Genomic DNA, 25,839 nt, shown 5'->3' on the forward strand with positions numbered 1-25,839 from the left:
GTCCCCATGTCTGCCACGGCCGCTGATCTACTCGACACCGCACCGTGCGGGGTGTTCTCTGTCGACGTCGCCACCTCGCGAATTCTGTACGCCAACGCGGCCGCCGCTCGGATCACCGCGCGCAGCCGCGAGGCCCTCGTCGGGACGACCGTCACCGACCTGTTCACGATCGAGTTCGAGCCGATGCTGACGGCCCTGATGGACGTCGCGTCGACATCGGGATCGGACTCACCGATCGGAGCGACCGCGAAGTTGACCGTCGCGCCCGATCGACGTGCCGCGATAGCCGTATCGATACTGGCCAACAGTCTGCGAACGCCCACGGGGGCCGTGACGGTGACGATGACGCTGCACAACGAGACCGAACGCCATGTGCGTGAGAAAGATCTGATCGACGCCCGCGACAATGCCGAGGCCGCCCAGGACAACGCCGAGGCCGCTCTGGACAGATCACAGGACGCATTGGGTGCTTCGGAGGAAGCACGCAAGCAGGCCGAGGCGGAGAAAACGCAGGTGCAGATTCTGGCGTCGACGCTGCAACGCACTCTGCTGCCGCCGATACTGTCCGCTCCGACGGGCATGAACGTGGCAGCCCACTATCACCCCGCGTCCATCGACGAGGTCGGTGGCGACTTCTACGACGTGTTCCCCCTCGACAAGCAGACGTGGGGATTCTTCCTCGGCGACGTGAGCGGTAAGGGTGCCGGAGCCGCCGCCGTGACCTCACTGACCCGGTACACCCTGCGCGCCGCAGCAGTGTTCGACCGCAACCCGATCTCGGTGCTCGAAAACCTCAATACCGTTCTGCACCACGAGTTTCACGGCGACGACCCACGTTTCTGCACGGTGGTGTTCGGCACCATCACTCCGGGACCGGACGGCGCCGAGATACACCTCGCCAGCGGCGGACATCCCCCGGCACTGCGCATCACTCGCGACGCCGTCGTGGACTTCGTCGACACCACCGGTGGCCAGTTGGTCGGAGCGTTGGCCGAGCCGCACTTCGCATCGGCATCGGTGACCCTGCGACCCGGCGACGTCATGGCCTTCTACACCGACGGATTGACCGAAGCAATAGTCGGCCCCGGACGCACACGCTTCGACGACGACGGTGGCCTCGAATCCTTCGCTGCCAGAAAGGGTCCGACGACGGCACCGAAGATCGTCGACGACCTCACGGCTCTGCTGGCCTCCTTCGGGGACGGCCTGCAGGACGACGTTGCACTGCTCGCCTTCGAGGTACCCCGGGCCGACGCCGACTCGTAGCTGTCCGGGCCCGCGGGTCCGCTCAACGTGCGCGTATCCCTGACAGAAACACCCGCAGGACGTAGTCGGAGACTTCTTCCGGGCCTTCCTCGGACCGCGAGACGGATCTGATCACCACGTTGTTGGCGAGTATCGTCGCAAGATCGCTCGCCGACGCCTCGGTACCGAAGTCGCCTCGACGCTGGCCACGTTCGAGGATCGGGGTGAGCGCCGAGGGCAGTGGGAGTTGCTCCCGAACGGTGGTGACGGTGCTCGGCTCGTGAAACTGTTCGAAGCTCAGGGCCAGCAACATCCCCGAGCTCATCGACCGGTTGCGCGCCACGAACTCCGCAAGCCGATTGACCGAACGCTCCAGGGCAGCAATGGGTTCCACCTCCAGTCGGGCATCCGCCCGACCCAGCCGGAGGACGCGTTCGAATTCGGGCGTCAGTGCGGCAACGATGATGTCGACCTTGCTCGGGAACAGGCGTTTGAGATCGGCAACAGTGAGCGAGGAGGCAGTTGCGATGTCGGCGAGGGTGACCGAGAAATATCCGTGTGCCGCGAACAACGTCTCGGTCGCCGCGATGACATCGGATTCGATGTCGGCCCTCGCATGATCGAGACCCTCGAGAGAAGCAGGCGCGTCCGCCGGTCCCGCGATGCGTTCACGACGATCCGAGTGAACCGGGTCCACTGCCCAATCCAGCAGCGATTCGACGGCCGCGGACGCCCGAGACGTGGGTACCGTTCCCGGCGTGATGGTTTCACGGAAGGCGAGCCCGTCGAGCAGAGCGACGAGGACCATGGACAGTCCGGTCACTGTGAGCGGCGTTCTCACCGAACCACCGAGCGCACGGAGCTTGTGGCGGACGGCGTCCTCGACGGCGGCGTCCATGGCTGCGAATTCGGGTGCCAACGACGATCGCGCTCCGGCATGGTCGGAGGCGATCATCGCGCCGATCATTCTCCTGCGCAGCAGACCGGAGGTCAGTTGTTCGAAGTAGGACGCGAGATCCGACGAGGGATGCTCTGCGTCGTCGGGTCTCGTGTATCGCAGGGTCACGTGCGCGAGCAGGTCCTCGACGAACGCTTCCTTGCCACCACGCTCCCCGGCACGGGAGGACCCGGGGTACGCGTTGTGAAAGGTCTGATGCGACAGACCGGCTTCTTCCACGAGAGAGGCAATCGACAACGATCTGGCCAGCACCGACATATCGAGATCGGTCAGCAATCGTGAGCCCGCCAGGAGCAGTTCTTCGCGGGGTGTGGATTTCGGACTCAACGACGACCGCCTACGATATTCGACCCGGTGGATAGTGAACTATAGCAATCGTGTCATGAACCGCTGACTTTACAAGCAAATAAAGCTAGGTCGATAAAAGTCTCCAATGCCGTGTTCCGCCTCGAAGCCATTGGTGTTGTTTCATATTTTCTCGCGTGGTCGGATACTCGAAACACCCAAGTCGGACAACGGGGGTCGGATGCAATGCGAGTGACGAGTACAGGTGTGTCGACCACGATTCAGGCTGCGTCCGGTACCGCGATCCACCCGGCGCAGAGGTTCGCGCCGCGCCGCAGTGCATCGACCGTGCGGGCCAGGACCGCCGTGACTTCCGGCACCGACACACCCAGGTCCCAGAAGGAAGCGGCGACATTCGCCGATCCAGGACTCACCGCGCGCGAAATCGCGGTCCTGGATGCGTGGTTGCGCTGCGACTCCAAACAAGAAGTGTGTGCGGTCCTGCACATCGCACTCGGCACGGTCAATACCCACCTGACTCGAATTCGCGCGAAGTACGCCACTGTCGGTCGGGCTGCACCGACCAAAGCGTCGCTCGTGGCCCGTGCACTGCAGGACGGCCTGGTCACCCTCGACGATCTCTGACCCATTGCGGTTCGCCGCGTCGCGGTCCGATGCTAGATTCCCAGACGCACGATGTATTCATGCCGATGGTGGGGGCCATGACAATTCTGGGGGAATTCGCGCGGCGCTCGTTCGTGCGTGGTGCCGTGTGCATATCGTTGGTGGCGTCGACTTCAGCCGTGGTACCTGCTGCTGTGTCTGCTGAGCCTGTGCCGGGCCGCACCGAACGCGAGATCACGTCGTCCTCACCCGTCACCGGGGTCGTCGCGACGGTCGTCGATCTCGACGCCCCGCTTCCCGCGGGTTCTGCGCCGCACCCGGCGGAGTGCGATCGGCTCGCCTATCTGCGATATCGAGCCGCGGACGGACCCGAGAATTCAGCGGACGCCGACCGAGTGCTCGTGGCACAGCCCGGAGTGTTCGAGGGTGCGGGTGCCTTCGAGTCCGTCGCCCGCAACACTGTCGCCGCAGCGGACGCAGAGGGCAGACACATCGAGTTCTGGGCCCTGGACCGCCGCTCGAACTGCCTAGAGGACCACACCGGAACCCAGGCGGCACTCGCCGCGAACGACCTCGACATCGCCACGGACTACTACTTCGCCGGGGGAACCGTCCACGGCCACACGTTTGCCGGATACGCCGACGGCGCGGGCACCGCGTGGCTCGAGGACCAGGGCCTGGTGCAGACCATGCGCGACCAGTACGACGTGCTGCGTCTCGAATTCCCCGACCAGAAAATCCGTAAACAGAAGGTACTGTGCGGTGGCCATTCCCTCGGTGGGTTCCTGACCGGTTACTTCGCGAACTGGGATTTCGACGGCAACCCGGCAACCACCGACGATGCCGGATACAACCAGTGCTCCGGGTACTTCGCACTCGACACCGTGATCAAGGCCGGTCCGCCGAACCCCATCAGGAACCTCGACCTTCCGGAAGTTCCGCCGGCGCTCGCCGGCCCCGTCGAGGCCGCGTCGGGTGCGTTGACCGACGTGTACCCGGTGACGCGATTGCCCGCCGTCATCAATCCGGAAACGACGAATCTGCTTGCGATAGCGGGACTTGCCGCTCGATTGGACCCGACTGGAGTCAACGACGTCGTCGACCGACTGCCGCGCAGCCTCAACTTCGATGCGACATTGCGGACCTTGCTGTCCAAGGACCCCATCATGGCCGCGACCGGACTCCCCGACATCAGGACGCTGTACGCCACCAACGAAGCCGTCGTCGGCGCGTTGCTCGACGACAATTCTCAGCCACTCGGTTTTCTGCAGACCAGCGTCGGCTTCATCGGCAACGGGCCCGTACAGGACAAATACTTCCCGATGCCGAACGAGGTGATCGCGACGATTCCGTTCCTGGGTCAGGTCTTCGGCAGCGACCGCAAAGCAGCACCGACGAGCTACGGGGACCCATCCGTCGTCTACACCTGGCAGGACTACGACGAGATGACCCCGAACTCGTACACCGACCCATCGAAGGAAGTCAGTTCCATCTCGCAGATCGTGCGGAGTCTGAGCGAACCGCCTTTGGACTTCACCGAGTGGTACTTCCCGACGGCCATCAGCACCGATCTCGGTCAACCGACCGCGCCGTCGATCGCCGCTCACTACCTCTACCGAGACGGCGTCACCCGCAACCCGGTGCTGACGCTGCAGGGCGACGGCGGGCTCGACCTCGGTGCGTCGGACAGCCCGAGCGACGTTCCCGTCAAGCTCCGCGGATACAACCACCTCGACGTGTTGACGGCAGCTCAGAAGCAGAACGACGGCCTCCCGGAACAGGTTTCGACTCGACTGGCAGAGTTCAGCCGATGACCGACAGACCTGCGCTGATGTTGCTACACGGCGTCACCATGTCTGCAGCAGCATGGGACGATGTCGTACCGCTGCTCGCCGAGCGTTTCGACCTCATCGTTCCCACTGCAGCCGGCCATCGCGGAGGTCCTACGCTCGCAGCCGGGGCGACAATCGCTGCCGTCACCGATACCGCGGAACGCGAACTCGACGAGCGCGGCCTCGACGCAGTCCACATCGCTGGAAACTCGATGGGCGGATGGATGGCCGTCGAACTTGCTCGACGGGGTCGGGCGCGGTCGGTCTGCGCATTCTCACCGGCCGGGTTGTGGGAGAAGAACGAGAAGCCCGGTGCCAGCCGAGCCACGCTGATCCGCACCAAGAAGCTGGCCGACGCGACCCGCCATCTCGCTCCGCCGCTGATGAAGTTCGGCTCGGGCCGGCGAATTGCCATGCGCGACATCGCGGTCCACGGAGATCGAATGACGAGGCAGCAAGCGGTCCGATCGTTCCAGGACCTCGTCGGGTGCGAGGCGGCGTACGAACTGCTCGACACTCGCGAGAACATGGAACCGCTCCTCGAACTTCCGTGTCCGGTGACCGTCGCGTGGGCTGCCCACGATCGCATCTTTCCGCCGGCCGAGTTCGTTCCCGTCGCTCGGCAACGGCTGCCCGGAGCCCGGTTCGTCGCACTACCCGGCGTCGGTCACGTTCCGATGATCGACGACCCCGAACTGTGCGCACGCACGATCGTCGAGACGATCGAGGACGGCACCGGCTGATCCGTAGGTCAGCCTCGGTCGGCCCATGGGTCGCCGCGTCGCCACAGGGTCGGCAATTCGAGGTCGATGTCGTCTCTTCGCGCGCAGGCGTTCAGGACATCGACGGAGGCAGACATGTCGTCGAAGGCGTACGCGAGCGCCTGCAGTGGTTGGTCCAGGGACCGAAAGAAGTTGTCCCAGTGCGTCAATACTACGCGTCGGGCACCGACCGCCACGGCCGTCTCCTGCCAGTACTGCTCGATGAACGCGCGCGGTCGGCGGCCCAGTTGTCCTATCGAGAGGTAGACCACGTCGGCACGGCGACCGTCGAGCATGCCGGACCGAAACCCGGCGCTGCTGTGCACGAGTGCGGTCCGGCCGCTCGGAACGTGTTCGATGTGCATCGACCATGCCTCGCCGCACCGGTACTCGCGCACCCGAGCCGGCTGGGTCAGTGGCCGCTCGATCGTTCCGTGCGCTCGGTCCGGATACGAGTGAACCGATTCGACGAACGTGACGGCAAAGTTGCCCTGCGTTGTCGTCTCACCGTTCTCGACCACGACGATCCGGTCTTTCGGGAGCTCCGAACCCTGCCCGATGAAACCGGTCGAGGAACCGCCGACCAGAACTGCACCGGTACGCAGCGCTACCGCCGCCGAGTCGAGTGCGTGATCGTAGTGCGAGTGGGCACACAGCACAGCGTCGAGCGTGGTGATCCCTGCTCTGTGCAGGGCCGCATCGATGCGCCGCGTATCGGAATGAAGCCGCAGCACAAGGGTTTTCGGAAGCGACGGTCGCGAGAAGAAGCCGTCGGTGAGGATCGCCGATCGGCCGTCGTCGAAGAGCACGGTGCTGACACCGAGGAACGACACTGTCACCGGCGACCTGGGACACGCCGACGCAGTGGTGGCGATCTCCGTCGGACCCGGCAGCGCGGAACGACCGATCCTCCTGGCCACCGTTATGCCTGCGCGGCCAGTGCGCGTCCGGCCTGCCGGCCACCGAAGATGCACCCACCCAGAAACGTTCCCTCCAGTGAGCGGTACCCGTGTACACCGCCGCCGCCGAAACCGGCGATCTCACCTGCCGCACACAGGCCGTCGATCGCGTGTCCGTCGCCGTCCAGGACACGGCCCTGCAGGTCGGTTTGGATGCCGCCCAACATTTTTCGCGTAATGATGTTCAAACGCACGGCGATCAACGGACCCGACTTGGGATCGAGGATCTTGTGCGGTGAGGCGGTACGCGCGATGCGCTCTCCGCGCGATCGACGCGAGTTGTGGATTGCGGAGATCTGCAGGTCCTTGGTGAACGGGTTGTCGACCTCACGGTCGCGGGCCTCGATCTGCCGCTTCAGATCGGCGAGCTCGATCAGATTTTCGCCGGAGATCCTGTTCATGCCTTGGACGAGTTCGGCGAGCGTGTCCGCGACGACGAAGTCCTCGCCGTTCTTCTTGAACGCCTCGACCGGTTCGCTGGCACCGGGCAACACTCGGCCGAGAACGAGCTTGAGGTTCTTCCCGGTGATGTCCGGATTCTGCTCCGATCCCGAGAGCGCGAATTCCTTCTCGATGATCTTCTGCGTCAGAACGAACCAGGAGTACTCGAATCCACTGTCCTGGATGGCTTTCAACGTTTCGAGGGTATCGAATCCGGGAAAGTTGGGAACCGGGAACCGTCGACCACGTGCGTCGAACCACATGGACGACGGGCCTGGAATGATTCTGATTCCGTGGTTCTTCCAGATCGGATTCCAGTTCTTGATGCCCTCGGTGTAGTGCCACATGCGGTCCTTGTTGACCAAGCGGCCACCGACTTTCTCGGTGATGCCGAGCATGCGGCCGTCGACATGTTCGGGGACTCCCGAGATCAGGGACTTCGGAGCCGTCCCCAACCGTGCCGGCCAGTTCTCCCGCACCATGTCATGATTGGCCCCGATACCGCCCGCGGTGACGAGCACGGCTCCGGCACGCAACTCGAACTCGCCCACCTCCACGCGCGTACTACCCGAACCGCGTTCCGCGGCACTGGGTTCGAGAACTGCGCCTCGGACTCCCTCGACTGTGCCTGCGCTGACGATGAACTCGTCGACGCGGTGCCGAAAACCGAAGCGCACCAGCCCTTTGTCGGCGGCCTCACGCACGCGTCGCTCGAACGGCGCGACGACCCCAGGCCCGGTACCCCACGTCAGGTGGAACCGCGGAACCGAATTCCCGTGTCCCTCGGCGAGATAGCCACCACGTTCGGCCCACCCGACGATGGGTACCCACCGCACGCCCTGCGCGTGCAGCCAGGACCGCTTCTCCCCCGCCGCGAAATCGAGGTACGCGCGCGCCCACTGGTGGCCCCAGTAGTCCTCCCCGGCGGGATCGTCGATGCCGCGGTCGAAGGTAGCGGTGCCGAGCCAGTCCTGCCACGCGAGCTCCGCGGAATCCTTGATGCCCATGCGTCGCTGTTCCGGGGTGTCGACCATGAACAGACCGCCCAGGGACCAGAACGCTTGACCGCCCAGGTTCTGCTCGGGCTCCTGGTCGAGGAGCAGCACCCGCTTTCCGGCGTCGGCCAGTTCGGCGGTCGCCACCAGTCCGGCCAAGCCTGCACCCACCACGATCACGTCTGCGTCCATTGCCCCACTCTTCTGCTCGACCCGTCTGTCTCCCTCGACTGTGCTGTCGTGAGCACCGTAACTCAAGCAAATCAGCATGGATGATGATTAGGTTTATCAGTCACTGACAAATATGAGACGATGCCGCGATGTACCCAGCCCGGGCAGCGGTGGTCGCCGAGATCGAAACGGAACTGGTCACTGTGGTGGCGTCGGCAGTACAGGCCGTGCGGGATGCAATCCCGGTCTATCGCAACCTGCACGGTCCGCAGTTGGCCGATGTCGAGGCGATCGCCTACTGGTCGCTTCGTCGCCTGATGACGTTGTGGGCGGGCGGCGATCCGGCTATCGACGAACGTGATCACAGTCGCTTCCGCGCAATCGGTGCGGCTCGCGCAGCCGACGGCCGGCCGTTGGCCGACGTGCTCAGAGCGTACAGAGTTGCGTCGAGCGTGTTCGTTCGGCACGTGGCGACCGAGTACCTCGATGCGCTCGACCCACCGGACATAGCCGATCTCAGCCTGGGCGTGCTCGACGCCATCGACGCGATATCCGAGGAGATCATCGGCGCGTACATCGTTGCGCGCGAACAACTCACGTCCAATCGGGCGCAGGCTCACGCCCTCTTGCTGGACGACTTACTGGCGGGCAGACACAATTCGCCCGGAACCGTGGCCGATCGCGCCCGCGAACTCGACCTCGAACTGCCGAGTCACCCGAATCTGCTGGTGGTGGAGCCGACAGGCGTGGGCAGATCCCTGACCGACGACACTGTCGAATCTCTCGTTCTCGCACTGGGACTCGCGCCACCCGATCGCACCACGCCGTCGACCCAGCGGAGTCACCTGTGCACCCGGCGGGAGCAGCGGGCGATCCTGCTGCTGCCGTCTGCGATCGGTCGCGCCCACGTCGACGTCGCATCCCGGGCGACCGGTGTGCATGGATGCCTCGTGGAGCGATCGACCATTGCCGGTGTCGGCAGCGCGTGGAGACTCGCTTCGGAGGCTCTGGACACTGCACCGGATCACGCGTTCGAGGACCGTGCCGTGCTGGACTCCGGTGACGGGCAGCTGCTGGCACTGTTGACCGCGCGGCCCACCGCGGACACGAGCGAGGTGGTGCGCACCGTTCTCGGCTCGCTCACCGAGGCCGCGAATGCGCACATCCTCGAGGGGCTTTCGGCCTTCATTGCTACCGGCACCGCCACGGCCGCAGCGACACAGTTGCATGTGCACCCGCAGACTCTGCGCTACCGACTGCGCCGAGCCCAGGAACTGACCGGCCGAGATCCGCGATCGGCGTGGCATCGGCTGGCGCTCGACACCGCGATTCAATTGCGGCAACTCGGTTGATCCGGCTCGGCTGAACCCAGTGACCTCGGTGTCCACTATTGGGCATCGGACACGGAAAAAAGGGGGCCGACGACAGAGTGCGTGGGCAGCGACGTCAAAGCGATTCAGTTGATGTTCCACGACTCGACAGCATCGAGTCGCTGGCCGTCGGCATCGTATGTGTAGAAGCCCTCTCCGTCCCCGAGGCCTGTCTTTCCCGCGTCGATACCCTTTTGCAGCATATCGGCGAATTTCACTTGATCCTCGCCATTGCTCGCGCGCGCGATGTGAGCTGCGACGTTGAAGCCGACCGTGTCGTATATCTGGAACGGACCGGCGGGTGCCCCGGTGGCTATTCGCCACACGTTGTCGATGTCCGCCGGATTGGCAACCCCGCCGACGTAGAGGTTGGCTCCTGCTTGCAGCAGCGGAATCAACAGACTGTTCAACACGTATCCCGGAACTTCCTTTCGGACCGGAACGGGAACGAGACCGATCTCCGAAGCGAAGTTCAGTACTGTATCGAAGTAGACGGGATCTGTTGCAGCAGTTGCCATCACCTCACCTGTGTTGTACCGCCACACGAGATTGGCGAAGTGCAATGCAAGAAATTTTTCCGGCCGCCCGGTAGCCTCCGCAAAACTGCTGGGTAGTAGCGACGACGAGTTGGTCACGAAGATGGTTCTCGGCGGGGCGGACGCGCCGATATCCGACCAGACTTTTTTCTTCAGCTCGAGATCCTCCGGAACTGCTTCGATCACCAGGTCGGCGTCCGAAACGGCTTCCGCGACGCTGGTGGTGGTCGTGATGGATTCGATGGCCTCGTCGAATCGCGCCTCGTCGAAAGTCTTCAGGTCACGCTTGTAGTATCCGCGCATCCATTCCCAGCGATCCGGCAGTTTGGCCAATAGCTCGTCTGAAATGTCGTATCCCACAACGGTTTTTCCGTGGTACGCAGCCTGCATCATGATCTGTGAACCGAGCACTCCAGTTCCGAACACGGCTACTTTCTCAACGTCAGTCATGGACGACACACTTCCCATTTATCGAGTCACTGGTTTCCCGCTCTGCAAGTTCTACGCTGACCATGGAACCACCGTCTCGGGGTCCAACAGCGGATCGACTCGCTGAACGAGCGGTCGAGTCTCCCCGAGGAGCTGTCACGCGGCGAAGGAGATCGAGCGCGCTCCCCATGACAGCGGCCATGGCGAACTGCCCGGCGGTGCTGCGACGCCGCGGTCAGCACGTTCACGCTGTGTAGTGTGCCCGACCCCGCTCTCGCGTTGCGCGAGATCGGACGCGTGCTTCGTCCTGGCGGCAAGTTGTTCTTTCTCGAGCACGGTCTGTCCCCGGACCCCCGCGTTCCCGCGTGGCAGCGTCGCCTCGACGGCATCGAGCAACGCGTCGCCGGCGGATGCCACCTCGTTCGCAACGTCCCCGAATTGGTGACGGACGCCGGCTTCACGATGGAGAAATTGGACACCGACCGGCTCCCCGGGCCACGACTGCTGCGCCCGTGGGGCCATCTGTCCCTCGGGGTTGCGGCTCTACCGGTCCGATGCCGAGGTCGATGAGCGCGGGCTGCGGGCCACATAATTGGTGCCGTCGGTGGTGCGTGCGCGGTTGCAATTACCGCTCCATCGGATCGTCGGCTGACGCATACTCGATCGATGGCTATAGATCCCCGAGGAAAAGACCTCAAGCGCTATCTGGAAGAAGACCCCGGTGGTGCTGTGGTGATGCTCAACCTGCTGCGGTTCGCCGACGGTGGCCGCGATTCATACGCCGAATATGCGAAAGCACTGGACGAGACGTTCCTTCCGCGCTACGGCGCGACGGTGCTGTACGCGGGCGACGGCTCGACGGCATTGGTAGCCGACGACGGTCAGGCCTGGGATGCGGTCCTGCTGGTGCAGTACCCCTCGCGCAAGGCATTCAGCGAAATGGTGGCCGATCCCGATTATCAGGCGGTGACGGCACTGCGGACCGGCGCGCTGAAGGAGGCGGTTCTACAGGCCACCGTTCCGTGGTCATGAATCTGGGGGCTCGCTGACCGAGTTGCTCGGTCACTCAGCAGGGCCGAGACAGCGATCTACTCAATCTGTCGGGAGCAACCGACTACGGAACAGGTCGAGCACCTGATCCAACGCCTGCCGTGTCGGCTCCCCCGGCTCGTCGATCAGTCCTTCGGTGACGACCGAATGCGGTGGTCCGAAGGCTTCCGGATTGAAGGAGGAGTCGGGCAGTTCCGCCGAGACGAATGCGTCGCCGAGCTGCTCGCGCAGCCATTGGAATCGCGCGGGTGGGCACATCTTGTCGCCTTCGAAACGCATGCCCAGGACCGTGAGCTCCCCTGCCGCACAACGGCTTTTCACCTTGTCGAGGTCGCCCGGAGTGATGTCGATGGATCGACTGCGAGACTTCGAGGCCGCGAACGGAAGTGACGGCTGCGAGAGCACCGGTGCGATCAGTCGATCGTCCGCCGCCATGGCAAGCGCGAATCCGCCGGTGAAGCACATTCCGATGGCACCGACGCCTGGTCCGCCGCAGCGCTCGTGCTCCTGCGCTGCCAGGGCGCGCAACCACACCACGATGCGCGACGATTTGCCGGTGGCCAGGATGGTGAATTCGCGACTGATACACGCCGGAACCATGGCACGGGACATGGTGGCAACGGTGCCGAGCGCACCCAGTGGCGCGGCCAGCGGATCCTTGCCGTCGACTCCGAACAGATGCGGAACAACGGCCGTACAACCGATTCCGGCGACGGTTCTCGCGAAGTCCGCGACCCTCGGAGTGATGCCGGGCATCTCCGACATCACGATCACAGCCGGCCCGGTTCCGATGCGGTAGACGGGCGCTGTCCGCCCGTCGGCGGTGAACTCGGTTCGCTCGAAGTCGGCCAGCGTGTCATCGGTCATGGGAGTGCGTCCTTCTGAAGAGTTGGATCATCGAACGGGATTATCGCGAGTACTCGCGCAGCAGAAGGTACAGAGGTGCCGCGAAGCAGATTCCGACCGAACCGGTACCGACAGGCACCAGCCACCAATGCTTGACCCCGTTGTCCCTCGAATCCCACAGGGACCAGAGCCCGAACGCGACGCTGGTGATGCCGAGATCGGCCGTCAAAGCACGATTCGGCGTCGAGGCGACCCACTCGGCAAAGAAGGCGGTTGCGCTCTCGCGACTGACACCGTGCTCCTTGAAGTACGTCACCACGAAGGTGTTGGGGACGACGAAGCCGATGACGGTCAGCAAGAGCAGTAGGCGTCGACGGGTGGCATCTGCAGTTCTCATGGCACTGAACCTAGAGCAGATTCGTGCGGATATACCATCTATGACGGTATCCGGCGGCAAGGGGGTTCGTGGTGCGAAGTAGGACGAGACGGTTCGGGCTCGGAGTTGTCGCAGCCGTCGTGGTCGCGCTGGCGACGCCCTCTACCGCGGCCGCATCCTCGATCGAACACGTCAACCTCGGCGACAGCTTCAGCGCAGGAAACGGAGTGCTTCCACTGGCACCGGGGGCGCCGCTTCAGTGTCTGCAGTCCGAGCAGAACTTCGCCCACATCGTGGCGCGCCAGCAGGGTTACGACCTGACCGACGTGAGCTGCGGTGGTGCAGCAACCGAGGACTTCTACGCTCCTCAATCCAGTGGTACTCGTGCGCAATTCGATGCGTTGTCGCCGTCCACCGACGTGGTGACCTTGATGATCGGGGGAAACGACAACAGCGTCTTCTCGGGTGCGATTGCCGCGTGCGTCGGCGCACTGGTAACCAATCCCGGTGTGGCGAACCCGTGCGAGCAGCAGAACGGAAACACCTTCGACGACAAGATCGTCGACATCACGTTGCCGTCGATTCGGCAGGCATTGCGTGACATTCACACTCGCGCCCCGGACGCGAAGGTGATCATCGTCGGCTACCCGTGGCTCATTCCCGCCGAGAGCACCTGCGAACCTCTGGTTCCCGTTGCGCTCGGAGATGTGCCGTATCTTCGCAACCTCCAGGCCACTCTGAACGAGGCGGTCCGGCAGGCGGCGGCCGATACCGACACGACATTCGTTGACATGTCCGTGGTGTCGGAGGGGCACGACGCCTGCCAACCCGTCGGAGTGCGATGGGTGGAACCGCTCCTGTTCGCAGACCAGTTCGTGCCGCTGCACCCCAACGCTCTAGGGGAGGCCGCCATCGCAGAGGAAGTCACCAGGTCTCTCACTGCGCGCTGACCGTCGAGTGTGCGGCTAAATGCCGACGCTGTCGACCCCGTACTGGGCTTGCTCCAGGGTGAACCCCTCGAACACCAACTGATCGATCAGGCCCTGTCGAGAGAATGCGCTGTAGTCGAGGTAGCTCTGAGCCGACTCGACCGCCTGTTGGTTCCAATCGGGTGAAATCGAATCGACGGCGACCGAAGCGTCGTCGAACGAGTAGTCCTCGAACACCAACTGATCGATCAGGCCCTCGCGTGAGAACGACGAATAGTCGAGATACTGCTCCGCCGACCGAATTGCATTTCTCTGGCCGGCCGTCATACCGGGTGCGGGCGCAGGTGCCTGCGTCGTCCTCGGAACAACCGGAACAAGAGTTGTCGGTGCCGCCGTTTCGACCGTTTCGACCTGCACTGGAGGCGGCAAGAGCACCGTCGAGGTCGCGATTGTCGTCGACGCTGGAGCTGAACTGGACCGTGCGGTGGTGCTCTGAGTGCTCGCCGCGACGTCGGCGTTCTCGTCGGGAGAGACGAGCGAACCGACGATGCCGAGGAGCACCACGATGCCCGCGACAGCGCCGACGATCCACGGCCATTTCCTACCTTTGGATCCACCCGTGGCGGAAACAGTGTCTCGATCCGAAAGGTGTTCCGTCGGTGCCTGATCCGATGGATTCGGATGAACCGCCGAAGTCCACTTCTCTCCATCCCACCACCGCAGCTGTTCTGCATTCTGGGCGTCCGGATACCATCCAGCCGGTGTAGTCATGCTTGTTCCTCAATGGTCGATTGCGTCCGACACGGCCCCACAACAGATCAGCCTGGACCAGATCGAGAAGGTTCTGCACGGTGTACTTATCGTTTCGTCGAACTTCCCGCGCATCGGTGTCAGTAGTTAAAATTAATACCATTCGGTTTGCGATAAGTCGTCAGCCGGAAGTCCTGCGAACGAATCCGAACTGGGGTTTGTTCGCTGTGAACGGTGAAAGTTCATCCGTCCGAATGGGTCGCACTACAGAACCGGAGCCCGGACGCCCTGGGGTGCGCCGAGTCGCCGCGGTCTCGTCGATCGACAGGCCGGTTCGGATCAAACGTCCTCGAGTCGAATGCCCTTCGTCTCCCTCATGAAGAAGCACGCGACGCCGGTCATGGCGGCCAGGAACATGATGTACACGCCGAAGACCCAGCCCAGATCCAACCCGAGGAACAGCTGGTTGAGATACGGCGCAGTTCCACCGAACACCGCTACCGAGAACGAATATGCGAATCCGATTGCCTGCGTGCGGAGTCGGGTGGGAAAGCTTTCCGACAGTGTCGACGACAGAATCGAGGCCGGGACGGCGATGACGAGCAGTGCAACCGTCGACGGGAGCAACAACGTCCACCACTGCGTCGAGATCATCATCGTCAGCGGGATCTGTAGAACGAACATCAATACTGCGAACGCGGCCAGCATCGGCCGGCGACCGATCGAGTCCGAGAGACGACCGAAGAACGGCAGCGACACCAACGCGATCAACTGAGCGATGACGAGCATCCAGTACGCGGTGTCGGGATCCATCCCACGCTGAGTGATGGCGAACGTCGAGACGTACGAGGTCCAGGTGTAGTGCGCCGCTGTGATTCCCGACGTCATTCCGATCATCAACACGATTGCCTTCACAACCGTCTTGCGTGCGATCGGAGCCTGCGTCACCTTGTTCTGCTCCGAATCGAAGACGTCGCTCTCGTCCATGTTCTTGCGTAGGTACAGAGCGAACAGCGCGAGGACTGCACCCAGCAGGAACGGGATGCGCCAACCCCATTGACCGACAGCAGATTCGGACAGCGTCGAGGTGATGACGCCACCGACCGTGTATGCCAGTGCCGAACCACCGAAGATCGCGACGAACGCGACGCTTCCCCACATTCCACGCCGGTTCGGTGGCGCGATCTCGCCGACGTAGGAGTAGGCCGTTGCGGACTCGCCGCCGTGCGCGAAACCCTGCATGACGCGTGCGAGCAGCAGCAGTACCGATGCCCAGGCCCCGATCGCACCGTAGGTGGGCATGATGCCGATCAGCAGGCTTCCGGCCGCCATCATCAGCATGGTGGTGACGAGAACGAACTTGCGCCCCTTCTTGTCTGCGATCCGGCCGAACACGATGCCGCCGAGCGGCCGCATCAGGAACCCGACGGCGAACACCGCCAACGTGGACAGTAGGGCCGAGACCGGATCGCTCTGGCTGAACATCGCCGCGGCGATGAACGGTGCGAACACTGCGTAGGCGCTCCACTCGTACCATTCGAGTACGTTGCCGATCGTGCTGGCGAACAACGACTTCTTCCGCGAGGCAATGTCCGGTGTCGAGCGGGTTTCGCGGGGTGATCCGACGGTCATGGGGTGTCACTTTCGCTCGAGTGAGTCTGTACTGAAACAGGTTTGAGGGCTGCGCGACGAATCTTCCCGGTCTGCGTCTTGGGCAGCTCGTCGATGATGTGTATTTCTTTCGGACGCTTGTAGGCAGCGAGTCGATCGCGCGCGAAGGCAATCAGCTCGTCCGTGGTCACGGCCGAACCATTGCGGACCGACACGTACGCGACCACCGATTCCCCTTGATAGGTGTCGGGACGACCGACCACGGCTGCCTCGAACACCATCGGGTGTTCGTAGAGGGCGTCCTCGACCTCTCGGGGCCAGACCTTGTATCCCGAGACGTTGATCTGGTCCTTCAGCCGGTCGACGAGATAGACCCATCCCTGTTCGTCGATGATCGCTACGTCTCCGGTGTGCAGGCGACCTTCGGGCATCGTCGACGCCGACGCCTCCGGGTTCTGCCAGTAACCCGAGACGACCTGCGGCCCGGACACTTCCAACTCGCCCGCGACCCCCGGTTCGGTGGGTCGCCCGGCCAGATCGAGTGTGCGCAGCTGCACGCGAGGAAGCGGCAGTCCGACGGACAACGATCCGCTCGACGCGTCCACCGGTGCCCGGAGTCCGGGCGGCACCGCGATCACACCGGCGGTGGTCTCGGTCATCCCGTACGCATTGTGGATGTAGCACCCGAACTTCGCCTCGAACGCGGAGACGGTGGCGGGCGGAATGGGTGCGCCGCCCGAGTACAGCGATTTGACCGAGGCGAAATGCCTGCGGTCGACGCCCGGGCTCTCGGAGATCGCGTTGAACACGGTGATGGACCCGATGGTGTAGGTGACCCGATGCTCGACAAAAGCGTCCAACGTGACGCCGGCATGGAATCGGTGGGCGAACACGAGCACGCAGTCGCGCACCAGAGCGACCGCAGCATCGAGCATGGCCCCGGTGATGTGGAACAGCGGTGCGACAGCGAACACGACATCGCCATCCTCCAGTCCCGCACGCTCACCGAAGTCCGTAGCCGTCGCACACGCATTGGCGTGCGAGATCCGAGCGCCCTTGGGCGGTCCCGTGGTTCCGGAGGTGTAGGCCAACAACGCAAGATCGTCGGGCTGCGGTGTGAATGCACCCATCGCGTGACCGCGGTAGGACTCGACGAGGCCGAGCAGGTCGTTCTCGGGCGTCGGCGTGACGCGCGTCGTCGTGGTGAACACACGTGGATCGTTGCGAGTCTGCAGATCCAGTCCGCTGGTGCTCACGAAGAACCGAATCGTACTGCCCTGCAACGATTCTTCGAGCACGTCGAGATCCGATTCGTCGCACACGAGCGCGACGGGCTTCGCGTCGTCGATCAGGTGTCGCAGTTCTCTGTTGCGGTACATCGGATTCAGGATCAGAGCGACGGCACCGATCTTCCACAGCGCCAAGAAGGTCAGTGCGTAGTGCGGAACGTTCTGCAGGTAGATGCCGACACGGTCGCCGGGGGTGACTCCGCGATCCGCGAACGCGGCGGCGACCGCGTCGGAGGCCTCGTCGACCTCGCGGACGGTGAGAACGGCATCGAAGTACGCCAGCGCAGGCCGATCGGGCGACCGGGACACTCGGGCGCGCCACGCGTCGAGAATGGTGAGGGTCATCGAGGACTCTTTCGATTGGGCGTCGGTCTGGCCGGCCGTACCGACCGAACACTCGCTCGGTCAGTTCTCCGTAGTGTTGCGGATCACAGAAGAGGTGTCAACCGGGTGCTTCCGGGACCACCCGCGTCGCTTCGCCATCTACGGTGGGCGAATGACCGCGACCCGCACCTGGCGAACGTACGAGGGCTCGAACCTCTCCCCTGCCTTGTCGTCGGCGTTGAACACGTTCGTGGAGCAGGGCTATCACGGGACGTCGGTCCGGCAGATCGCCGCAGGGGCGGGCCTGTCCGTTCCCGGCCTCTACCACCACTTTCCGTCGAAGCAGGCTCTGCTCGTCGGCATCATGGACGCGTCGATGGACGAGCTCTTGGAACGAACTCGATCGGCAGAGGCCGGTGCCGGTTCGTCGCCGAGTGACCGTTTCGACGCCGTCGTCGAATCGCTGCTGCTGTTCCACATTCACCGGCGCGACGCCGCCTTCGTGTGCTCGACGGAAATTCGCAGCCTCGATCCCGCGAATCGCGCCGCCTACATTTCCAAACGCGACGAGGAACAACGGCTGCTCGACGCGATCGTCGCTGCCGGTGTCGATGCAGGCCTGCTCGACACTCCGCACCCGAGGGACGCCAGCCGAGCCGTCACGACGATGTGTGTCGGCGTGGCAACGTGGTACCGACCGGACGGGCCGTTGTCTCCGAGCGAACTGGTGGCGGTCTATCTCGACATTGCCCGTCGTACGGTCGGTGCGGCGACCGGCGGGCACGAGTAGCTGCCCAGAAATCCTTGACCCGACCGAGCGATTGTGCCAACCTTCCAGTGACCGAGCGAGTGTTCGGTCGGTATCGGAATGGGAGCGCATCGTGGCCATCGATCTAACGTACGAACCCGACATCGAGAAGCTGATCGATCGGACGCGCACGTTCACCCGCCAGCATGTGCTTCCCATCGAAGACCGATTCCTGGGCAACATCGCCGACGCCGGGGGCGACGAGCTGCGCGTCGAAATGCAAGCGGCCGCAAAGGACGCCGGCGTGTTCGCACCGCACGCGCCGGTCGAATACGGCGGCCACGGGCTGTCGATGAGCGACCGCGCGCCGGTGTTCGAAGAAGCCGGCTACTCGTTGTTCGGTCCGATCGCCCTCAACCTCGGCGCCCCCGACGAGGGCAACGTCCACATGCTCGCTCACATCGCGTCGGCAGCGCAGAAAGAGCAGTTTCTCGCTCCGCTCGCGCGCGGTGACGTGCGGTCGGCTTTCGCGATGACCGAACCCGCGCCGGGGGCAGGTTCCGATCCCGCGGCACTCACCACCGCCGCCGAGCGGGTCGAGGGTGGCTGGAAGATCAACGGGCACAAATGGTTCATCACCGGCGCCGACGGCGCAGGCTTCTTCATCATCATGGCCCGCACCTCGGGCGCGCCCGGTGATCGCGGCGGGGCCACGATGTTCCTGGCACCCGCCGACACCGCGGGCATCAGGGTCGGCCGACACATCGGCACCCTGGACAAAGCGATGATCGGCGGTCACTGCGAGGTGTTCTTCGAGAACGCGTTCGTGCCCGACGAGAACGTTCTCGGTGCCGTAGACGAGGGATTCGCCTACGCCCAGGTGCGGTTGGGGCCTGCCCGCATGACGCACGTGATGCGCTGGCTCGGGGCCTCCCGCCGTGCGCACGACATCGCCGTCGCGCAGGTGGCCCGACGTGAAGGGTTCGGCGGCAAGCTCGGAGATCTTGGCATGGTGCAGAAGATGGTCGCGGACAACGAGATCGACATCGCGGCCACCAGGGCGCTGCTGACGGTGGCGTGCTTCGAGTTGGATCGAGGTGGGCACGCGTCCAACGAGACGTCGATCGCGAAGACGTTCGCGGCCGAGGCCATCTTCCGAATCGTCGACCGCAGCATCCAGATGTGTGGGGGTCTCGGGGTTTCCGACGATCTTCCGTTGGCCAGGCTCTCACGCGAAGTGCGCCCGTTCCGCGTCTACGACGGCCCGTCCGAGGTACACCGGTGGGCAATCGCCAAACGGACGATCGGTGCAGCCAAGCGCGCAGCGTGGGAGGCACAGTCGTGAGCGAACTGCCGGGCATGAATCGCGATGCGCTGGAACGGTTCCTACGAGGACACGGAATCGACGTCGACGGCGCACTGTCGGTCGAGATGATCAGTGGTGGTCGGTCCAACCTCACCTACCGGGCGTACGACGACACCTCGACCTGGGTCGTCCGTCGACCTCCCACCAGCGGGCTCACGCCCTCCGCGCATGACATGGCCCGAGAGTGGGCCGTCACCGAGGCGCTGGCGGGCACCGATGTACCGGTCGCTCGAACCGTCGCGTTCGACCGAGACGGTTCTGCGTTGGGTGCACCCATGACCGTCGTGGAGTTCGTCCCGGGTCGGGTGATCCGCACGCGCGAGGATCTCGACGATCTGACAGACGAGCAGGTCACTGCCAATGCCGCGGAGCTGGTTCGAGTTCTCGCGCGACTACACGCGGTTGATCCAGCTGCCGTCGGCCTGGACACCTTCGGCCGACCCGACGGGTTCGTCTCGCGGCAGGTCGCCACGTGGGCTCGGCAGTGGGAACGAGTCAAGACTCGCGACCTACCCGATGTCGAACGGCTGCATCGCGCGCTCGAAGCGGCAGTACCGGCAGGATCTGCGTCGTCCATCGTGCACGGCGACTATCGGGTCGACAACACCATTCTCGACGCCGACGACGTCGGTTCCGTTGCCGCGGTGGTGGACTGGGAGATGTCGACACTCGGCGATCCCCTGACCGACGTTGCGTTGATGTGCATCTATCGTCAACCGGTCTTCGATGCAGTCCTCGGCGCTGACGCTGCGTGGACGAGCGATCGGTACCCCTCGGCGGCAGACCTGGCGCAACACTACGCAGTGGGATCCGGTCGGGATCTTCACGATTGGGGCTTCTACCTCGCCCTCGCCAATTTCAAGCTCGGAGTGATCGGCGAGGGAATCACCCACCGCGCACTGTCGGGCTCCGACACCGGGGACGGTGCAGGCAAGGCCGCGGAGGCCACCGGGGAGTTCATCGCGGCCGGGTTACGAGCACTCGCAGGAGCCACCGACTGACACGAAAACCACTGTCAGGCGGGCTCTCTCATCACACCGATGTGGCGGACGGTGTCCGACACACCCGGGAGTTCCCGAGGCTCGGACCAGGTGTTCAACCCGTCGGTACTGTCGGAGTAGAAGTACTTCCGGTTGGTGTAGTCGTCGTAGTACAACCGCCATGTGCCGTCGGGTAATTCGATGACGGCCGGACCTTCTTTCAGTGGTCCGAAATCGCGGATGGGGACGAGGGTGTACGGACCGATCAACGACGGTGCCGTCCAGTGTTCGATGACCTTGTTGGTCTCGTTCTTGGTGAGTGCGTGGTAGGTCGGCCCCACTTTGACCACCGTGGTGTCGATGTGGTCCGCACCGATGCCGACGAACGGAACCGGGAAGTTCCACATCCTCAGGCCCGGATCCATGGCCGTCATCAGATACGGGACGAACCCGCCGCCGGTCGACAGCGACACGATGACGCTGACGCGGTCGCCCTCGACGAACCACTCCGGTGCCCATGCCTTCGTGGTGAACGGAGACAGTGACGGTCCGTCCGAGAATCCGGCCGATCCGCTGAATCCGGGCGGGCTGGCCGATCCGGTGCCGGCTCCGGTGCCCGGCAGGAAAGCGCAGCAGAACGGGATCGGGAAGTTCTGCAGGAACGTCCAATTCACGCGGTCGCTGCTGCGCGCGAAGCCGATGTTCGCCCCGCCGCCCGTCGTGTACGTCACGTAGTACATACCGTCGGTGTGCCGGAATATGCTCGCATCGCGCACCACACCGGACGGAGGTCGGTACGCCGATGTCTGCAGTGCGGTGAAGTCGGTGCCGTCGCTGGATTCGTAGACATCCATGTCTCGATCGCTGTCGTTGCTGAACGCCACCATCGTGTAGCGCCACGCAGAGGGTGCAGCGGCACCGGTTCCCGCAGTGGAGAACATCAGCCCGGCGACCGCCAGGATCACCATCGGTACGACGAACAGGAACCTACGTACGGTCGATATCACCGAAGAAGTATGGCCGACCCATACGCACCATGCGTACCTTTGGTAACAGATACAACAGATCGCTACCGATGTTGTTATGAATGCGAAATGTACTGCGAAATAGGCTTGGCCTGGTACATCTCGTGATCGGCATCGTCGAGTATGTCCAAAGCACTTCGGGTGTCGTCGCGATCGACGGTGACGCCACCGATGCTCGCCGTCACCGTCAACACCCGCCCGGCGGCCGTGATAGGTGTGGCGAGTTCGGCGCGAACATCGTCGGCCTCGGTACCCACACAACGCGACACGACCGCCACGAACTCGTCGCCCCCGATCCGACCCACGAAGGCGTCGGCCGGAAGAGCTCGCGTCAGACGGTCTGCGACCACTCCCAGAACGGCGTCGCCGACGGTATGACCGTGCAGATCGTTGATGGTCTTGAAGTTGTCGAGGTCGATGAACAGCACGGCCATGGAGTCCTCGCGATCGGGCTCCGCCAGCTGTTCGTCCAGACGAGCCAGGATCAACGGCCTGTTCGGCAATCCGGTCAAATCGTCGTGTGTCGCCGCATGCTCGAGCTTCATGCTCATCCGATAGGTGTCGGTGATGTCGACGAACGTCGCGACGACCGAGGGGGTCGGGTCGCCCGCGGTGAGCATCGTCGCCGTCAAGGACAGCCAGAAGTTTCGGCCGTCTCGGCGACGTTCGATCCCGATCACCGCCTGGCAGGGCTCGCCGGTTTTCCTGGTGACGGCGACGGGATGCTCGAACGGGTGAATCGGCGCTTCGTCGGTGCCGTACACCCGGAACGGAAGCACCGACGCCTGCCCTGCAGTCGCCAATCCGACCTGAATGTCGAGAATGGTCTTCGCAGCCAGGTTCGCCGATTCGATTCGGCCGGTGTGATCGAGAACGACGACACCTGCCTCCAGGGATTCCACGACCGCGGTGAAATGTTCCTCGACTCTGCGTACTGCACTCTGGTCGGCGCAGACCAACACGTAGCCGTCGGGCATCTGAGCAGCCGAAACGATCACCGCGAGCGCCGACCCGTCCGCACGCCGATGGGAATCGCACAGTCGGCCGCCGACAGCGAGAATCGCGGCCGGGTCGCAGGGCACCCCTACGGCCGTCGAGACGTCACGACCGAGCACCTCCGCTGCCGGTCTCCCGTAGACCGACTCCGCAGCAGGATTCCAACTCGAGACCAGACCGTCGGCTGACACACCGATGATGGCATCGCTGACGTGCTCGACCAGCGCGGCTTGCTTCTGCAGCGCCTTCTGCGCGGCCTTGTGTTCGGTGAGATCCCGAAGAATGACCTGGAACGCCGCCTCACCGTTCCACACGGTGCGCACCGATACCGCTTCCATCGTCAGCGTCGTACCGTCGAGGGCCAGCACCGTTGCCTCCGACGCGGCGCTGGCAGTGCCGTGTGCGTCGAGGGCAGAGATCCGCTCGAGCATGGGTCCCACCGATTCGGTGGCGATGAACTCCGTGATCGGATGCCCGACGACGTCCGCAGGATCCTCGGCGCGCAGATACCGCATCCCGGCTGGGTTGAGGTAGACGAGGATGCCGCGTCGATGGACACCGATCGCGTCCGGTGAATGCTCGACGAGAACTCGGTAACGATCGGCGAGTCCGGGCGACGCGGGAAGCGATCGAGGGTCGCCGACGCCATCACGCTCCCCTGGAGCCATGCTCGGTCCTCGCGATCGTAGGCGGACGGTCAACACCCGATTGAACCACTTACCAACGTGCCGTTGGCGACTCACGTCCGTTTCGGACTGTATGTCCCTTTTCTCGACTGGACCTGATGCCGGTTTGCGGGGCTAAATCGAGGAGCGAACCGAATCCGGTTCGCGTACCTCGAAAAGAAACGGATTTCGACGATGAGCTCTCACGGCATCGACATCACCGGGATCGGCGCAGTGTCCGGCTACGGCTGGGGCGCATCCGCCCTGTGGGACGGCCTGTCCACGGGCAAGGCGGCGGCGACGCTGCACCACGACCTCACCCGGCCGGGACAAAATCCGGTCTGGCTGGCGAAAGTCCCCGAGGGCGGGGATCGGAGCGACAGCACCAGCCGATTCGGACGGGCGCTTCGCGGGGCGGCACGCGAGGCCGTCGACGACGCGATGGCGCGGGGCTGGCAGCCGGGTCGACGGGTGGGTCTGATCCATGCCGTCGTTCTGGGTGAAGTGGACGAGTGGCGCAACTTCTATCTACGCGACGGCGGAGAACGCCGAGTTCGTGACTATCTGACGCTGATGCCGTCGACCCCGGTGTCCCTCCTGATGCAGGAATACGGCTTTCACGGCCCGGCCATGAACGTCTCGGCGATGTGCGCGTCGGGCAATGCAGGTCTGCTCACCGCCAAGATGTGGCTCGATACCGGATTCGTCGACGACGTGGTGTTCGTCGCCACGGATCTGTCCCTGACGCCGGAGAACATCGACCACTTCGTGAAGCTCGGCGTCGGTGTGGTCGACGTCGAGCCACAGCAAGGCTGCCGGCCGTTCCAAGAGGGCAGCCGCGGGTTCGGAATGGGTGAGGCCGCAACGGCCTTCGTTCTGTCGACGCGCAGCTCGGCCTCGTATGCACGGGTACTCGGCGGTTCGATGACACACGACGCGTTTCATGCCACCTCGATCGACCCTGCGCTCACCCAGGTGCGGGCCTGCTTCGAGCAGGCGTTGGTCGACGCCGACGTCACTGCCCAGCAGGTGCGGTATCTCAATGCCCACGGCCCCGGCACCGCTCAGTGCGATGCGGCAGAAGCCACCATGTTGGAGACAGTGCTGGACTCCCACGCTCAGGTGTACTCGGTGAAGCCGTTGACGGGACATTGCCAAGGAGCCGCGTCGGCGATCGAAACCATCTCTGCGGTCATGGGATTCGAGCGCGGACTCGTGCCGGCTGCCCCGCAGGTCTCGGATGCTCACCCCCTGCTGCTCGACGGTTTCACCGCGGCGGAGCCCGGATTGACCGTCAAATCGTCCCTGGGAATGGGCGGACACAACTCGGTGGTGGTGCTGGCACCGGCATGAGTCGCTCGCGGGGGCTCGGCAGCCCGCGTTGGCTGCCGAGCCCCCGAGCGGTACTGCTGCAATCAGCCGGTGCGCAAGGCGGTTTCGACAACACGATCGAGGATCCTGGTGATCTGCTCTACGTCGTAGCGGTCTCGGGGCGAGTACAACAACACGTAGGGCTCAGGAAGTCCGATCGGTGGGCGGCCGGCCAACGGATGCAGTTCTCCCCAACCGGCATCGATGATGCGCTGGGCATCGCCGTGCTGCGCGACGACGTGCAGCGACCCGTCGCTGGGGTGGACGTGAGCGATCTCCCCGCCTGCTCGAGTCACCACACCGGGTCGCCGGTTCTCGGCGACCACGTACAGGGCCTGCCCGCGCTTCTCGAAATGACTCGTGCCCAGGTACAGGCGATCGGAGTCGGTTCGCGCGTGGGACTCGAGAACGTCGAACACCGACACCGGGCCGCCCGGCGCGATGCCGTTCAGCTGGCGATGCGGAATCGGATAAGGGGCAACCGAGGGACGGGGCCCGGGCCGGGCCGGCAGTTCCCACGTCGGCGAGGCAGCGTCGGCGACGGCGTCACGGACGGTCAGCGGATCCCTACCGAGCGGGGTGAGGATCTTGGTGATGGCCCAACCCACCACGTTGGCGGGTAGCCCGCCGGGGCCGAGCGCCTTCCACGCCGCATAGTCCTCGGCGATCCTCACGAGACGAGAATTCTGCAGGCACTCACACCGACACTGCCTCGCCGCAGATTCCGCATTCCTCGAACTCGACTCGCTTCCAGCGTGCGACCGGCACGAAGAACAGCGTGAACTGTTGGTACTGCTTCATGCGCGCCCACTGCGTGACGTTGTGGCAGCGTGGGCAGGTTCGCGTGGCACCCGAGCCGATGTGTTTGCGCTTGCTGCCGAAGCCGAAGAGAAGGAACATGACGCCA

General features: G+C 64.1%; 24 protein-coding genes and 1 pseudogene. 12 read left to right on the forward strand and 13 right to left on the reverse strand.

The features are described from left to right. Nucleotides 1-6: 6 nt before the first annotated feature. Nucleotides 7-1,266, forward strand: coding sequence for a PP2C family protein-serine/threonine phosphatase (locus AYK61_RS09000; protein WP_121870550.1), 1,260 nt, complete (start codon nt 7-9; stop codon nt 1,264-1,266). A 22-nt stretch (nt 1,267-1,288) separates the two neighbouring features. Here the strand turns inward: AYK61_RS09000 and AYK61_RS09005 are convergent, their stop codons facing one another. Beyond that, nucleotides 1,289-2,530: a TetR/AcrR family transcriptional regulator gene (locus AYK61_RS09005; RefSeq protein ID WP_121870551.1), complete on the reverse strand. Its 1,242-nt coding sequence runs from the start codon at nt 2,528-2,530 to the stop codon at nt 1,289-1,291. A 204-nt stretch (nt 2,531-2,734) separates the two neighbouring features. Here AYK61_RS09005 and AYK61_RS09010 point away from each other — a divergent pair, with 204 nt between their 5' ends. The 3 genes from AYK61_RS09010 (at nt 2,735) to AYK61_RS09020 (ending at nt 5,687) form a co-directional block, all read left to right on the forward strand. Continuing rightward, nucleotides 2,735-3,133, forward strand: a complete 399-nt coding sequence (locus AYK61_RS09010; RefSeq protein WP_121870552.1) for a LuxR C-terminal-related transcriptional regulator — start codon at nt 2,735-2,737, stop codon at nt 3,131-3,133. Between the two features lie 77 nt (nt 3,134-3,210). Further along, on the forward strand, nt 3,211-4,926 hold the full coding sequence (locus tag AYK61_RS09015; RefSeq protein WP_121872589.1) for a hypothetical protein: 1,716 nt from the start codon (nt 3,211-3,213) through the stop codon (nt 4,924-4,926). Beyond that, on the forward strand, nt 4,923-5,687 hold the full coding sequence (locus AYK61_RS09020) for an alpha/beta fold hydrolase (protein ID WP_121870553.1): 765 nt from the start codon (nt 4,923-4,925) through the stop codon (nt 5,685-5,687). Before AYK61_RS09015 ends, AYK61_RS09020 begins: the two co-directional genes overlap by 4 nt. 8 nt (nt 5,688-5,695) lie before the next feature. Here AYK61_RS09020 and AYK61_RS09025 read toward each other — a convergent pair whose 3' ends face one another. After that, nucleotides 5,696-6,625 (reverse strand): MBL fold metallo-hydrolase, encoded by a 930-nt coding sequence (locus tag AYK61_RS09025; RefSeq protein ID WP_121870554.1) that lies wholly within the window; start codon nt 6,623-6,625, stop codon nt 5,696-5,698. A 2-nt stretch (nt 6,626-6,627) separates the two neighbouring features. Further along, the gene (locus AYK61_RS09030) at nt 6,628-8,292 is read right to left on the reverse strand and encodes an FAD-binding dehydrogenase (protein ID WP_121870555.1); all 1,665 of its coding nucleotides are present in this window, start codon (nt 8,290-8,292) and stop codon (nt 6,628-6,630) included. A gap of 128 nt (nt 8,293-8,420) precedes the next feature. Here AYK61_RS09030 and AYK61_RS09035 point away from each other — a divergent pair, with 128 nt between their 5' ends. Then, on the forward strand, nt 8,421-9,623 hold the full coding sequence (locus AYK61_RS09035) for a helix-turn-helix domain-containing protein (protein ID WP_121870556.1): 1,203 nt from the start codon (nt 8,421-8,423) through the stop codon (nt 9,621-9,623). A gap of 104 nt (nt 9,624-9,727) precedes the next feature. Here the strand turns inward: AYK61_RS09035 and AYK61_RS09040 are convergent, their stop codons facing one another. Continuing rightward, the gene (locus AYK61_RS09040; protein ID WP_121872590.1) at nt 9,728-10,627 is read right to left on the reverse strand and encodes a 3-hydroxyacyl-CoA dehydrogenase; all 900 of its coding nucleotides are present in this window, start codon (nt 10,625-10,627) and stop codon (nt 9,728-9,730) included. Nucleotides 10,628-10,837: 210 nt separating this feature from the next. Here AYK61_RS09040 and AYK61_RS09045 point away from each other — a divergent pair. Both AYK61_RS09045 and AYK61_RS09050 read left to right on the forward strand, forming a co-directional pair. Next, nucleotides 10,838-11,176, forward strand: a pseudogene (locus tag AYK61_RS09045) (class I SAM-dependent methyltransferase); the annotation flags it as partial. A gap of 96 nt (nt 11,177-11,272) precedes the next feature. Next, nucleotides 11,273-11,638, forward strand: a complete 366-nt coding sequence (locus AYK61_RS09050) for a DUF1330 domain-containing protein (protein WP_121870557.1) — start codon at nt 11,273-11,275, stop codon at nt 11,636-11,638. A 60-nt stretch (nt 11,639-11,698) separates the two neighbouring features. Here the strand turns inward: AYK61_RS09050 and AYK61_RS09055 are convergent, their stop codons facing one another. Further along, nucleotides 11,699-12,523 (reverse strand): dienelactone hydrolase family protein, encoded by an 825-nt coding sequence (locus AYK61_RS09055; protein WP_121870558.1) that lies wholly within the window; start codon nt 12,521-12,523, stop codon nt 11,699-11,701. Nucleotides 12,524-12,563: 40 nt separating this feature from the next. After that, nucleotides 12,564-12,899, reverse strand: coding sequence for a DUF2834 domain-containing protein (locus tag AYK61_RS09060; RefSeq protein WP_121870559.1), 336 nt, complete (start codon nt 12,897-12,899; stop codon nt 12,564-12,566). Between the two features lie 68 nt (nt 12,900-12,967). Between AYK61_RS09060 and AYK61_RS09065 the strand changes: the two genes are divergently transcribed. Continuing rightward, on the forward strand, nt 12,968-13,828 hold the full coding sequence (locus AYK61_RS09065) for an SGNH/GDSL hydrolase family protein (protein ID WP_259467982.1): 861 nt from the start codon (nt 12,968-12,970) through the stop codon (nt 13,826-13,828). A 15-nt stretch (nt 13,829-13,843) separates the two neighbouring features. Here AYK61_RS09065 and AYK61_RS09070 read toward each other — a convergent pair whose 3' ends face one another. The 3 genes from AYK61_RS09070 to AYK61_RS09080 all read right to left on the reverse strand — a co-directional run bounded on the left by AYK61_RS09070 (nt 13,844) and on the right by AYK61_RS09080 (nt 17,802). After that, nucleotides 13,844-14,578: an Ltp family lipoprotein gene (locus tag AYK61_RS09070; protein ID WP_121870561.1), complete on the reverse strand. Its 735-nt coding sequence runs from the start codon at nt 14,576-14,578 to the stop codon at nt 13,844-13,846. A gap of 318 nt (nt 14,579-14,896) precedes the next feature. Beyond that, nucleotides 14,897-16,189: an MFS transporter gene (locus tag AYK61_RS09075; protein WP_121870562.1), complete on the reverse strand. Its 1,293-nt coding sequence runs from the start codon at nt 16,187-16,189 to the stop codon at nt 14,897-14,899. Then, nucleotides 16,186-17,802, reverse strand: coding sequence for a class I adenylate-forming enzyme family protein (locus AYK61_RS09080; RefSeq protein ID WP_121870563.1), 1,617 nt, complete (start codon nt 17,800-17,802; stop codon nt 16,186-16,188). Before AYK61_RS09080 ends, AYK61_RS09075 begins: the two co-directional genes overlap by 4 nt. Nucleotides 17,803-17,953: 151 nt before the next feature. On the opposite strand from AYK61_RS09080, the gene AYK61_RS09085 reads away from it, so the two are divergent. From AYK61_RS09085 to AYK61_RS09095, 3 genes are all read left to right on the forward strand, one after another. Beyond that, nucleotides 17,954-18,571: a TetR/AcrR family transcriptional regulator gene (locus tag AYK61_RS09085; protein ID WP_121872591.1), complete on the forward strand. Its 618-nt coding sequence runs from the start codon at nt 17,954-17,956 to the stop codon at nt 18,569-18,571. Between the two features lie 91 nt (nt 18,572-18,662). Further along, nucleotides 18,663-19,874 carry an acyl-CoA dehydrogenase family protein gene (locus AYK61_RS09090; protein WP_121870564.1) on the forward strand — a complete coding sequence of 404 codons (1,212 nt, stop codon included), beginning with the start codon at nt 18,663-18,665 and terminating at the stop codon, nt 19,872-19,874. Beyond that, the gene (locus tag AYK61_RS09095; protein WP_121872592.1) at nt 19,871-20,896 is read left to right on the forward strand and encodes a phosphotransferase family protein; all 1,026 of its coding nucleotides are present in this window, start codon (nt 19,871-19,873) and stop codon (nt 20,894-20,896) included. The genes AYK61_RS09090 and AYK61_RS09095 overlap by 4 nt, the downstream gene beginning before the upstream one ends. 14 nt (nt 20,897-20,910) lie before the next feature. On the opposite strand, the gene AYK61_RS09100 is transcribed toward AYK61_RS09095, so the two are convergent. Together AYK61_RS09100 and AYK61_RS09105 are read right to left on the reverse strand one after the other, a co-directional pair. Beyond that, the gene (locus AYK61_RS09100; protein ID WP_121870565.1) at nt 20,911-21,843 is read right to left on the reverse strand and encodes an arabinofuranosidase; all 933 of its coding nucleotides are present in this window, start codon (nt 21,841-21,843) and stop codon (nt 20,911-20,913) included. A gap of 113 nt (nt 21,844-21,956) precedes the next feature. Then, entirely contained in the window at nt 21,957-23,564 is a 1,608-nt protein-coding gene (locus AYK61_RS09105; protein ID WP_121870566.1) for a bifunctional diguanylate cyclase/phosphodiesterase, read from the reverse strand. A 192-nt stretch (nt 23,565-23,756) separates the two neighbouring features. Here AYK61_RS09105 and AYK61_RS09110 point away from each other — a divergent pair, with 192 nt between their 5' ends. Beyond that, the gene (locus AYK61_RS09110) at nt 23,757-24,914 is read left to right on the forward strand and encodes a beta-ketoacyl synthase N-terminal-like domain-containing protein (protein ID WP_121870567.1); all 1,158 of its coding nucleotides are present in this window, start codon (nt 23,757-23,759) and stop codon (nt 24,912-24,914) included. Nucleotides 24,915-24,976: 62 nt separating this feature from the next. Here AYK61_RS09110 and AYK61_RS09115 read toward each other — a convergent pair whose 3' ends face one another. Together AYK61_RS09115 and AYK61_RS09120 are read right to left on the reverse strand one after the other, a co-directional pair. Next, complete coding sequence (locus tag AYK61_RS09115) at nt 24,977-25,606, reverse strand: luciferase family protein (RefSeq protein WP_121870568.1); 630 nt, start codon at nt 25,604-25,606, stop codon at nt 24,977-24,979. Between the two features lie 22 nt (nt 25,607-25,628). After that, a complete protein-coding gene (locus tag AYK61_RS09120) occupies nt 25,629-25,832 on the reverse strand; it encodes a zinc-ribbon domain-containing protein (RefSeq protein WP_121872593.1) in 204 nt (67 codons plus the stop codon). Nucleotides 25,833-25,839: the final 7 nt, after the last annotated feature.

This window comes from Rhodococcus sp. SBT000017 (assembly GCF_003688915.1).
Classification (GTDB): domain Bacteria; phylum Actinomycetota; class Actinomycetes; order Mycobacteriales; family Mycobacteriaceae; genus Rhodococcoides.